The organism is Psychromonas aquatilis (genome assembly GCF_038155185.1).
GTDB classification, from domain to species: Bacteria; Pseudomonadota; Gammaproteobacteria; order Enterobacterales; family Psychromonadaceae; genus Psychromonas; species Psychromonas aquatilis.
The window spans coordinates 1-223 of record NZ_JBAKAZ010000313.1; the positions used below are offsets into that span (position 1 = coordinate 1).

1 protein-coding gene is annotated in these 223 nt (G+C 42.2%); it reads left to right on the top strand.

Features of this window, described 5'->3' with window-relative positions:
* Window positions 1–223: hypothetical protein (locus tag V6256_RS15685; RefSeq protein ID WP_341599156.1), on the top strand; the 223-nt coding region annotated here is incomplete at both ends.

Consider the following 223-nt stretch of genomic DNA (forward strand, 5'->3'; position numbering starts at 1 on the left):
GTTTATTATCCTCTGCATTTTCAACCGCTTTTAATATAGCTGTATTTCCACCTGCAATGATCCCAACATCCTTTTCAGCCTTTACTTCTTCGCATTGGGGCGTAGGTTCTCCACAACTATCTCTATATAACGGTAACTCAGCTTTAGAGGTATTAGGAGATGCTGCAGATGGTTACAGTACCGTGGATGCAATGGCAGAAGTGAATAACCTTGCAGCTGAGAT